This window comes from Pseudomonas sp. Larv2_ips (genome assembly GCF_963879675.1).
In the GTDB taxonomy this organism is placed as follows: Bacteria; Pseudomonadota; Gammaproteobacteria; order Pseudomonadales; family Pseudomonadaceae; genus Aquipseudomonas.
This window is the reverse complement of record NZ_CAWOAW010000014.1, coordinates 1,820,069-1,829,457: the sequence shown is the minus strand read 5'-3', so window position 1 is coordinate 1,829,457 and position 9,389 is coordinate 1,820,069. Positions and strand designations below refer to the sequence as shown.

The 9,389-nt window shown below is 55.8% G+C and carries 13 protein-coding genes and 2 pseudogenes; 9 read left to right on the top strand and 6 right to left on the bottom strand.

Translation table 11 applies throughout. From position 1 onward, the window contains the following. Positions 1–49 precede the first annotated feature (49 nt). The 3 genes from AACV02_RS15060 to AACV02_RS15050 are packed head-to-tail and all read left to right on the top strand — an operon-like array spanning position 50 to position 1,413. A complete protein-coding gene (locus AACV02_RS15060; RefSeq protein WP_119740701.1) occupies positions 50–418 on the top strand; it encodes a phage tail protein in 369 nt (122 codons plus the stop codon). A 57-nt stretch (positions 419–475) separates the two neighbouring features. Continuing rightward, on the top strand, positions 476–901 hold the full coding sequence (locus AACV02_RS15055; protein WP_119740699.1) for a structural protein: 426 nt from the start codon (positions 476–478) through the stop codon (positions 899–901). Beyond that, positions 898–1,413 carry a lysis system i-spanin subunit Rz gene (locus AACV02_RS15050; protein WP_119740697.1) on the top strand — a complete coding sequence of 172 codons (516 nt, stop codon included), beginning with the start codon at positions 898–900 and terminating at the stop codon, positions 1,411–1,413. Before AACV02_RS15055 ends, AACV02_RS15050 begins: the two co-directional genes overlap by 4 nt. 33 nt (positions 1,414–1,446) lie before the next feature. Here the strand turns inward: AACV02_RS15050 and AACV02_RS15045 are convergent, their stop codons facing one another. Then, entirely contained in the window at positions 1,447–3,072 is a 1,626-nt protein-coding gene (locus tag AACV02_RS15045; protein WP_119740695.1) for a methyl-accepting chemotaxis protein, read from the bottom strand. A 743-nt stretch (positions 3,073–3,815) separates the two neighbouring features. Here AACV02_RS15045 and AACV02_RS15040 point away from each other — a divergent pair. The 4 genes and pseudogenes from AACV02_RS15040 to AACV02_RS15025 all read left to right on the top strand — a co-directional run. Continuing rightward, the gene (locus tag AACV02_RS15040) at positions 3,816–4,355 is read left to right on the top strand and encodes a DUF7673 family protein (RefSeq protein WP_119740693.1); all 540 of its coding nucleotides are present in this window, start codon (positions 3,816–3,818) and stop codon (positions 4,353–4,355) included. 175 nt (positions 4,356–4,530) lie between these two features. After that, positions 4,531–4,815, top strand: a complete 285-nt coding sequence (locus AACV02_RS15035; RefSeq protein WP_119740691.1) for a hypothetical protein — start codon at positions 4,531–4,533, stop codon at positions 4,813–4,815. 244 nt (positions 4,816–5,059) lie between these two features. Further along, positions 5,060–5,305 (top strand): hypothetical protein, encoded by a 246-nt coding sequence (locus AACV02_RS15030; RefSeq protein WP_119740689.1) that lies wholly within the window; start codon positions 5,060–5,062, stop codon positions 5,303–5,305. Positions 5,306–5,679: 374 nt separating this feature from the next. Continuing rightward, positions 5,680–5,793: pseudogene (locus AACV02_RS15025) on the top strand (MFS transporter); the annotation flags it as partial. Here AACV02_RS15025 and AACV02_RS15020 read toward each other — a convergent pair. Further along, positions 5,791–6,100, bottom strand: a pseudogene (locus AACV02_RS15020) (SOS response-associated peptidase family protein); the annotation flags it as partial. The pseudogenes AACV02_RS15025 and AACV02_RS15020 overlap by 3 nt on opposite strands. Positions 6,101–6,183: 83 nt before the next feature. Here AACV02_RS15020 and AACV02_RS15015 point away from each other — a divergent pair. Both AACV02_RS15015 and AACV02_RS15010 read left to right on the top strand, forming a co-directional pair. Continuing rightward, positions 6,184–6,393 (top strand): hypothetical protein, encoded by a 210-nt coding sequence (locus AACV02_RS15015; protein ID WP_106578053.1) that lies wholly within the window; start codon positions 6,184–6,186, stop codon positions 6,391–6,393. A 36-nt stretch (positions 6,394–6,429) separates the two neighbouring features. Then, on the top strand, positions 6,430–6,657 hold the full coding sequence (locus AACV02_RS15010; protein WP_119740687.1) for a hypothetical protein: 228 nt from the start codon (positions 6,430–6,432) through the stop codon (positions 6,655–6,657). Here the strand turns inward: AACV02_RS15010 and AACV02_RS15005 are convergent. The 4 genes from AACV02_RS15005 to AACV02_RS14990 all read right to left on the bottom strand — a co-directional run bounded on the left by AACV02_RS15005 (position 6,638) and on the right by AACV02_RS14990 (position 9,289). Next, positions 6,638–7,018 carry a hypothetical protein gene (locus AACV02_RS15005; RefSeq protein WP_106578158.1) on the bottom strand — a complete coding sequence of 127 codons (381 nt, stop codon included), beginning with the start codon at positions 7,016–7,018 and terminating at the stop codon, positions 6,638–6,640. The genes AACV02_RS15010 and AACV02_RS15005 overlap by 20 nt on opposite strands. Positions 7,019–7,097: 79 nt before the next feature. Continuing rightward, positions 7,098–7,307, bottom strand: coding sequence for a hypothetical protein (locus AACV02_RS15000; RefSeq protein WP_106578055.1), 210 nt, complete (start codon positions 7,305–7,307; stop codon positions 7,098–7,100). Positions 7,308–7,428: 121 nt separating this feature from the next. Next, positions 7,429–7,605, bottom strand: coding sequence for a DUF3606 domain-containing protein (locus AACV02_RS14995; RefSeq protein ID WP_106578159.1), 177 nt, complete (start codon positions 7,603–7,605; stop codon positions 7,429–7,431). 445 nt (positions 7,606–8,050) lie between these two features. Then, positions 8,051–9,289 (bottom strand): MFS transporter, encoded by a 1,239-nt coding sequence (locus AACV02_RS14990; protein ID WP_119740848.1) that lies wholly within the window; start codon positions 9,287–9,289, stop codon positions 8,051–8,053. Between the last annotated feature and the right edge of the window lie 100 nt (positions 9,290–9,389).

Here is a 9,389-nt window from a genome sequence, read left to right as displayed (position 1 = left end):
AAGGCAACACCACTCGTGCCGCTGATGGCACCTTGAAGGCGATCTAATCATGGCAAGAGCAGCAATCAACGTACTCGGGGCCACCGGCGCGACCTATGACTTTGTTACAAACGGTGCGGGCGTGATCGAGTCATCGCGCGAGTCGGTTGGCGTTTATCACATCGCCGGGTGCCAGGGCATGGTGCCGTTTCCACCGGTAGACGAGGGTTGGGGCTACACAGTCAACCAGGTGGACTCGCGGGCCGACGTGGACATTCAGTTCACCGATGGCGTGCTGGTGGTGACGGTGACCAAGGACGACAAGCCGTATGACCTGAAGCACATGATCACTTTGCACATCCTGGTGCCTGACGCCCCACCGGTAGAGATGCCGCAGGTAACTCAACTTGAGGAAGATCCCGTCGCTCCTGAATCCTGACCGAAGCCCGAACAACACGGCCGCCATTGAGCGGTTTTTTTTCGCCTGGAGAAAAGCATGCCGATCACCGAAACCCGCGGGGTGCGCAACCGCAACCCCGGCAACATCGACTACAACCCAGCCAACCAGTGGCAAGGCCAGCTCAAGCCAGATCCGCAGATCGAGAAGCGGTTCGCCCGGTTCGATACGCCCGAGAACGGCATCCGCGCCCTGGGCAAGGTGCTGCTGACCTATCAGCGAAAGCATGGCTTGAAGACGGTAAAGGCGATCATCAGTCGCTGGGCGCCGGCTGTAGAGAACGACACCGCAGCCTACGTGCGTGCCGTCGAGGCGAACACCGGCACCCGCCCTGGCGCCGAGGTTGACCTAACGCAGCCGGTGGTGATGTCCGGCTTCGTCAAGGCGATCATCCACCACGAAAATGCCGGGTTTGCCTATCCGGATGCGGTACTGGCGGAAGGCGTGCGGCGGGCGCTGGCATGACGCCGGTGCAGAAACTGGCGAGTCTGGTGCTGCTGATCCTGGTGTTGATGGCCGGCGCCGTGGGCGTGACCTGGCAGGTGCAGGACTGGCGAATGGGAGAGAAGCTTGCCGAGCAGGCTGGCCTGCACAAGGATGATTTGGCCGCGATCAGCAATGCCGCAGCGGCCCAGGCCCGCGCCGAACAGGACAAGCGCCTGGCCATCGAAAAAGAACTCGCGGCCCAAGACCAACAACACACTCGAGAACTATCCGATGCTCAACGCAACCAGGCTCTTTTGCGCGACCGCCTTGCCACTGCTGATGTGCGGCTGTCAGTCCTCCTTGCCGACGATCCAGCCAGTGGCTGCAACGTGCCTGCCGCCGCCGGCGCCGTCAGCGTGGTTCATGCAGCCCGTCGAGCCCAACTTGACCCAGCGCATGCGCAACGAATTATCGCCATCACCGACGCTGGGGATAACGGACTGATCGCCCTGCGCGCGGGTCAGGCATATCTCAGGGCGATAGCCGATTAAATTAAATGGCAGGGCTTACGGTAGGTTTGGTATTTAAATTCTGAAACGACCGACCATCTGATTAAGTGATATTGCAAGTCTCGAAAGCTCGTTACTTGCTAGAAGGGTCTGATGGGTTCCTTCGCTACTCTGAACGCTGAGTTCTCGAATGCTTATGAGGGCTCTATCTACCTCTCTTGCTACATGAGCCTGCTCTTCCGATGCGGTCGCGATCTGCTGATTCCGATCATCGATCAGCTGAACAGCTGATGTGATAGCTTTGAGCGACTGGCCAGCCTCATCAGCCGTTTGCCTAGTGCTATGCGCCTCATGGGTGCTACTAATCATCGATTCTACAGCTTGCGCACTACCTGCCTGAATGCTTGAAATCATTTGTTCGATTTCCTGAGTTGCAGTTTGGGTTCGATGAGCAAGAGCTCTAACTTCATCCGCAACCACTGCGAATCCTCTTCCTTGTTCACCTGCTCTAGCAGCTTCAATAGCGGCGTTTAGCGCTAGGAGATTGGTTTGCTCCGCGATTGCTCGAATTACACTTAAAACTGTACTTATTTCTTGCGTTTGTCCAGCTAGCAGTTGTACTTGTTCGGACGTGATCTCAATCCTGTCCGTTAAGCTGCGCATTGCTTTGAGTGTTTCACCAACTTTATTGTTTCCTGCCGCTGCAGCTTTGTTGGATTCACGAGCTGATTCTGATGTGGAAATAGCGTTGCGAGCAACCTCATCAACCGCGGCACTCATCTCGGTCACCGCAGTTGCAGCCTGTTCGATTTCACTATTTTGCTGCTGAAGGGTAAAGCTTGCGCCTTCTGTTATCGAGCTCATCTCAACTGCGGCAGTGCTAAGCTGCGTGGCAGCCTCAGATATCTCGCTGATGGTATCACGCAAGGTTCCTTGCATTGTATTGAGCGCTCGCATTAACCTTGCGGACTCATCATTTCCGGTTACCTCAAGAGCAAGCCTAAGGTCGCCTGCTGCGATCTCTTCTGCCATCTTTACAGAGGAGTTCATAGGGCGAACTATACTTCGGGTAAGTGCAATTGCGAGAAATATGGTAAGAACTAATGATGCACCAATCACCGAGTCGACGATTGTAATGCTGTGTGAGTACACAGCCGTCGCTGTAGTCCCTGCTGTAGCTGCTCCTTTGACGTTGTGATCTCTCAATGCTGTAAGCTTAGTCTGGTAGTCGTTGGCGCGCTCACGCTGTTCAGTATTTGCAAATTGAACTGCTTTCTCATGCTGCGTGCCATCTAATTCGAGTATGGTTTTGAGCCCGTCTATATATTTCTCCATCGTCGTAGCGGCTTCATTGAATTTCGCTCGTTCGTCTTCATCGGATATTAAATTGTTTCGATAATATTCGGTTTGCTTATTAAGTGTATTCTGCGCGTCCTGGAGGTGCTCTGAAGCTGTCGCTTTTTCTTCTAGGCTCGAAGTGGCTAGTAAGCGAATGCTCTCTAAACGCGCGCCCAAAAGTGCAATCTGTATATCGTCAGCAGTCTGTATACTTGCGAGCCAATTATTTTCAATGTCCTGCTCTGTTCCTCTCAATTTTCCGAGCTGTATGTACGAAAAGGCTCCAAGTGCAATTACAAGCATAGTGATAAGGCCGAAGCAGAGAGCGGATCTGGGAGCGATATTAATGGAACGTAGATTCATGGTGACTCCATAGGGAAAAAACCAGCGACGCTGCCAGTTATTTATCTATCGGCCTTAACCTCGGACGGATCAATCAAAAATTTCTATCGAAGGTCCCATTATGTCTGCAGTTGAGCGTGCTTGGAGTCTAAGGGGCTCTCAAAACGCCAATTTTAGGGCAGATGGGTTGCGAAAAGTGAATGGGGGAAATCCGCGAGGGCCTCAAGTGACGGTGCGGTAGAACGTTCCAGTGTAGTACAGGGGGCTATTTCAGAAAATTGGTGAGGGCTTACGAAGCCTTGACCCACTAATACTAGTCAACCTTAGTCTCTGGTATCCAAGTTCTATTGCATGGATTGGTAGTTGTGGAGATTATTCACTTCACCTGTCAACGAGTGTGCATATTCTTTCAGGGCCCATCAGTGCATGCGTCAATTGCCAGCAGCATCGGTTGGCGCCCCTCGGCGTCGGCTTTGGCCCACACAATCTACGCCACCGATACTATCACCAGTCACGCTGCGGCATTACAAGTCGGTGTTTATGGTGTGGCCATCAGCGATTTAATCTGTGCTACCTTCTGGCGGACAGGCCGAAGCGGCGTGGGCTCTATGCATCGCTGAGGCCTATCGCGTTAGTCGCTGCAATCATCTATGTTAAAGGTAGGGCTTTGATAGCTGAATGGAAAGTCGGCCTCAGGCAGGATACCCGCTACCCCCGCAGTAGCTCTTCGTAAGTCCATCGATCACGTAAAAAGGAATTACGCCGTGTCACTTACTTTCGATCCCGAAACTCAACAAGCACTTGAGCGACTGCTATTAACCGCTCAGAAGGACACCAGGCAGGGCCGTACGGTAGCCAGTTTTCTGTTCACCTTGTGGAACGCCGGAAGACATGTTCGCTCCGCCGTTGCCGATGTGTGGGGACTTGATCCAGAGATCGTCCGAGCATGTGGCCAGGTCTTTGCGTGGCTGAACGATAACAAAGTCTTCCCCGAAAAATTTGGTTGCCCGAATACGAATGGCAACGCTGTCCAGCGCATGGCGAGGTGGAGTATGACCCTAAATCGAGATCTTCCGCCGGCAGTGGCCGACACAACGACGGCCGATTTTGCACTCGGACTGTGGAATGATAAATGGCTTATGAGTGACGAAGCCGTGCGCTGCAGCTACTGCCTTGCCACACAATTGCCCAGCAATGCTCAAATTCCGATGGTCCATTCCGATGGCTGTGAAATTGGCAACATGCAATATCCGTTGCGGGATTTAGCAAAGATTCTGAGGGCTGTGTCGGAGGATTCACCATGAATGGCATTCTCCAAGTTAGGCGTTACCAATAATCCACTTATAAAAAGGGGCTGCACGTCTTGACTTGACGGGGACGTTTTTTATCGGCGCAGGCAGCCAGGCAGCCCTAGACTGCGTTACCAGTTTCGCCATAACTGCTTCGACGTGCAGTCCATCTACAAAGGCACCAATAATTATGTACGCGCCGCTCACTCATCCACTGGCCATCGATAACGCCCAGCAATTTTTCAACGACCTCATGACCCTGGCAGACCCCGAGTACATCTTATTTAGAGTGCGTCACCACGTAGAGGCGTTCCGTATCCAGTCCTTGACTGAGCGGGCGCCGCCCAGTCTGTATAACCAGTTGATCGGTTTTTTGGACGGTTTGATCGCGGGCGAGGTCTTATCCCCAGAGCAGGGGCGGGAATTCCAGCACCGTCTTATTAAAGGGTTCGAATCCGCATGGATGAATACATAAAGGTTCAGTGTCCTGCTTCTAGCCCGCTGTCGCCCGACGTGTGTACTGATTTTGCTTTAGGCCTGTGGAATGAGCGATGGATCATGAGCGAAGAAGCGGTACGCTGCCGTTTATGCCTGGCCCCGCAATGGCCGAGTAATGCTGATGACCCGGTGCGACACTGCGCAGGCAGCGAGCTGATTCAAGCTCAGTACCCGTTGCGCGAATTGGCCACAATATTAGCCGAAGTGCATGGAGTGGCGGGATGAACGTCAGCCAGCAGTTGGACGCGATAAGCCTACCGGCTGGGCTGCGCACCAAGATGCAAAACCACCTGTCATGCCAGGCGCGTGCCGGGGATTTGCACGCCCTGGAGCTGGCCCTGGCGCGCGCTAAAGGTTTTGTAGAAGGCGTGGATGCAGCCCATGCGCTGACCACGGCGACCATCGAGGCGCTGTTTATTGCGGTCGAGGACGCAGCTGCGGCGCGGCGCCGGGAGCTGACCGCTTGATCGAGGAGGCTTCAACCCGACACGCTAAAGCTTTAGTCATTGAACACGTGATACGTGAGGTGGTGGTTGGCAGCACTGCCGGCAAAGATAGTAAGCGGACGCTTTCGATTCGTCTGGGCGATACCTGGGCGCGGCTTGTGCCGATGCGCTCGATACGAGAACCATTGCGCACCTGATCAAGCCGCACTGCAGTGGTCCTTTGCGCCAGTCATAGGGATTTAAGGCGTCAAGTGTAAAACTGGCGTCGCCGGAAGCTTTAGCGCCAGCTGTAGCACGCCCACCGCGTCCGGCCCATCCTCGTTAATCCATTCCCCATGATGCTAGAGGAGCATGTTGCCGGTTGATTGTCCCATCCGTTCGGCGATCCATTCAGGGTGCCTGTGGCGTGGTCGAACTGGGCCGCCGGCGCTGTCCCTGATCAGACGGAAAGCGCCGGGGGCGTGGTAGTAGCGTCTGTGCAGTCGGCCATCGCGACAAGCGCAGCCGCTATCAATGGGTGTGATTGCCCGGTGCGGACAGATCGCACGAAAGAACCGTCCATGGGCTACTTTCTCGATGCGCGCATTGATCGGTGCGGCCCTTTCCTTGGCCCAGTTTGGCCGCCATCCCCAGCGCACCATGTCGGCGTGCAGCAGATGGCCCTGCAGGTGGTGCAGGGCGACCTGGGTTGTCGGTGCTATGTTGTATCGCTCGACGGGCAAATCACCGACAGAGTTCACCAAGGCATTAGGCATGTTCAACCCTGCCACAAAGTCATGCCTCCCCCCCCCGGTACTGAGCAAGTCTCCCGCACATGATGCTCTCCGCTTGTCGGACCTGCTGAACAGCTGGGCGCTGGCCAATCTCTACACTGTAGACACTGACCTCGAGTATTCGTCATGACGATCAACATTGAGCAAGTCAACGCGATGGAGGCGTGGTTCGCCTTGCGCACTGATCCTGAATTCATCTCAGCCACTCCAGAGGATCGCTACGAAACGCGGCTCTCACTGGCTGATGATCTGCAACAGAAAGGCCTTATCGACAGCGGCGAGTGGCGTGAGCTGGTAGAGCAAGCGCAGGCCGCGTATGTAGACGAGCTGGGCTGACGCGCCTGCTGCCAGATATTTCTCAGAGGATTTGATATGGATGGTGTAATTCTGAGCGCCAGGATCGAACGAGGCGCGGATAAGCTGTTGGCACAGATTGCAATGGCGGGCTCAATGATTGTGGCGGCCAAAGCAGGCGCTCGGGCCGACGGGTTCGTATTGGGTTTGGAGTCGGCGCGCGCGGTGGCAGACGAAACTATTGAACAGCTTTACGTCATCTTCGACAACGCAACTGAGGAGCGCCTCAAAGTGCTTTCAAAGTAGCGTCCCGAACCGGGCGCTCTTGAGGCGCCCTCAGTTCCGCCAGCAAACGCTGATTCTCCCTCAGCAAATAGTCGCGCTGTTCGGTGACCAGCTTGATGCCGAGGATAGAGGGCTCTGAGCATCGTTCTTTGAGATCATCAATTTCGATGCGGGCAACGTTGAGGTATGCCAGTGCTTCAGCTAAACGCGTGGCAAGTCCATCGCTCATCTGAACCAGCCCAGCAATATTCCGACGAGCGCCACTTAACCGCTTTAAGGTTTCGTTCAGCTCGTCCTCGAGCAGGGCGCACTGATGCTTGTACATTTCCAGGGGCGTAGGGCAGCCGAGCCACGTTGAGGTGTCTTCGTCGATAGAGTGCATGGTGAGTAAATCCGAATGCTGTATGTTCATACAGTAATCGAGATCTAAGCACGACGCGATTTCAGGCGACGAGAGGCGTTCAATCCGGAGCCAGGAGGACTGCTAAGGTTATTTTTATGAAGTCTTGGTTGTGATCGAGGGTGTCTAGGGCGCCGCGGACATTCTCAGCCACTTCGGTGGAGCCGCGCTGTTCCACCCAGTTCGATAGCTCCGAGATAGAAGCCTCAAGAGCGAGTTGGTTTTCATAGAGTTTCGAGAGCAGGGAAGGGATCAAATCTGAATTTGGCATTAGTGTTTCTCCGTGAGGCGAACGTCGTAAAGGGGGGGGGGCATCGGTGCGCTGCTGAATGTTGGCTCAAGACGTTGCAAAGAAATTGAACACACCCCGCAAGCGCTGGGCGCGCCTGATTCTACTTGCCGAGCTTTTTACGAACGTCCGCAATCATCGGGCCTACAGCTTTCACTGCATCTTTGAGCTGTTGCTCCGTGACGCCTAACTCCTTCGTCCAGTGCTTTAGCTCCCAAGCTTCTGATGTGTTCACCTGAGCACGATCTTGAGACCCACGGTTCTTCAGATCATCAGACATATTCCACTCCCTGAGGTTGGCCTGGAGGGCCCAGGCGACTCCCGATAGAGCATGGGAAAGTATGGGTAGTTCGATTGACATTACAAGAGGAGGAGTTTTCGTTCGGCAGGACGCCGGAGGAAGGATTATGCATTTTCGGCATGGGCTGAAATTACCCCCGCTGGGACCAATCGTGGAACCAGCGGGTGTGATTCGGTGCGTTATCGCTGATTACTCATGACGATTTCGCCCAGTAAACACTGATCAGCAGTAATCACTGGGCTGCATTTTATACTGCATGGTGATGTTAGCTGTGGAGATCAATTACTTTACCTATCAATGGGTTGCGAGCGTGGCGGCAGGAGCCTTCAGGCATGCGTCAACAGCGACATCAAGGCGCGAAACCCGGTCGCTGAGCAGAAAATTTTGGATGTGTGTTGGAATTTGGCGCGCATTGTCGCATATGTCAGGCGACAGTTGTAATGCGCGCGAGCGATGGTTTCGCCAATGTCTCCGGCATCGCCAGCCATAACAATGCCAGCGCTGCCGCCGCAACCCCCGCCAGCGTCAGGAAGGCCGCGTTGTAACCGGCCTGTTGCACCACGAAACCGGCCAGGCTGCTGCTCAGCGCCGCGCCCAGGCCAAACACGGTGGACAGCGCGCCAAGGCTGACGTTGAAACGACCCGTGCCCTGGGTCAGGTCCTTGACGATCACCGGGAACAGCGCGCCGAAAATCCCTGCGCCGATGCCGTCGAGCATCTGCACGGCCACCAGCCAGTACGGGTCGCTGGACAGGGTATATAGCACGCCACGCAGCGGCAAAATCAGGAAACCGGCCAGCAACAACGGTTTACGCCCCCACACGTCAGCTTTTATGCCCACCAGCCAGGCCATCGGCACCATGACCAACTGCGCGGCGACGATGCAGGCCGAAGTCAGCGGCGTGGCCATTTGCAGGTTGATCTGCGACAGCTTCTGGCTGACCAGCGGCAGCATCGCGGCATTCGCCAGGTGAAACAGCGCGCAGCAGATGGCAAACAGCAGCAGCGGGCGATTGCTTAGCAGCACCTTCACGCCGGAGGGTTGTTCATGATCGCTGCGGTGCGCAGGATCAAAGCCCCGGGCGACTTCGTGGTCAATCGCCGACGCCGAGACACAGCTGACCGCCACGACACTGGCCACGGCCATAAAGGCCATCAAGTAAAACACCACCACCGGGCCGAACCGATACGCCAGACCGCCCGCCAGCAGGGCCGCCACGGCATTGCCGGCGTGGTTGAAGGTTTCATTGCGCCCGGTGCGGCGGGTAAAGGCACGCGGCCCGGTAATGCCCAAGGAAATCGCCGAAATCGCCGGCGCGAACACGGAGGCGGCTACGGCACTGGCCGCCTGAGTCAATGCCACCCAGCTGAACGCGCTGACGAACGGCAGCAGCAGGCAGCTGCCCGTGACAAGGAGGGCGGCCACAGCGATCACCGCGCGCTTGCTGCGGGTCCGGTCGATCAGTGCACCCGCCGGACCCTGGGTGATCAAAGCCGCAATGCCCGCCAGGGTCATGACCACGCCGATGCTGGCGGGCTCCCATTTGTGCACCGCCAGCAAGTAAATCGCCAGGTAAGGCCCGAGCCCGTCACGGACATCGGCCAGAAAGAAATTCAGGCTATCCAGGGACAGGGTATTACGCAGGTCGGAGTGATTGGCCACGGCGCTGTCTTCGCTAAGAGTGTTCAGGGGCTGGAGACTCATTGGGCTAGTGACCTACGGGCTCTAATAGAAGTTTCGCCGCCTCAGAGGGTTTCATCTG

What these genes read in the sequence shown, in the direction of transcription:
- AACV02_RS15010 (WP_119740687.1), top strand. Translation starts at nt 6,430, where the DNA reads ATGGATGGTGTAATTCTGAGCGCCAGGATCGAACGAGGCGCGGATAAG.
- AACV02_RS15030 (WP_119740689.1), top strand. Translation starts at nt 5,060, where the DNA reads ATGAACGTCAGCCAGCAGTTGGACGCGATAAGCCTACCGGCTGGGCTG.
- AACV02_RS15035 (WP_119740691.1), top strand. Translation starts at nt 4,531, where the DNA reads ATGTACGCGCCGCTCACTCATCCACTGGCCATCGATAACGCCCAGCAA.
- AACV02_RS15050 (WP_119740697.1), top strand. Translation starts at nt 898, where the DNA reads ATGACGCCGGTGCAGAAACTGGCGAGTCTGGTGCTGCTGATCCTGGTG.
- AACV02_RS14995 (WP_106578159.1), bottom strand. Translation starts at nt 7,605, where the DNA reads ATGTCTGATGATCTGAAGAACCGTGGGTCTCAAGATCGTGCTCAGGTG.
- AACV02_RS15000 (WP_106578055.1), bottom strand. Translation starts at nt 7,307, where the DNA reads ATGCCAAATTCAGATTTGATCCCTTCCCTGCTCTCGAAACTCTATGAA.
- AACV02_RS15005 (WP_106578158.1), bottom strand. Translation starts at nt 7,018, where the DNA reads ATGCACTCTATCGACGAAGACACCTCAACGTGGCTCGGCTGCCCTACG.
- AACV02_RS15045 (WP_119740695.1), bottom strand. Translation starts at nt 3,072, where the DNA reads ATGAATCTACGTTCCATTAATATCGCTCCCAGATCCGCTCTCTGCTTC.
- AACV02_RS15055 (WP_119740699.1), top strand. Translation starts at nt 476, where the DNA reads ATGCCGATCACCGAAACCCGCGGGGTGCGCAACCGCAACCCCGGCAAC.
- AACV02_RS15060 (WP_119740701.1), top strand. Translation starts at nt 50, where the DNA reads ATGGCAAGAGCAGCAATCAACGTACTCGGGGCCACCGGCGCGACCTAT.
- AACV02_RS15015 (WP_106578053.1), top strand. Translation starts at nt 6,184, where the DNA reads ATGACGATCAACATTGAGCAAGTCAACGCGATGGAGGCGTGGTTCGCC.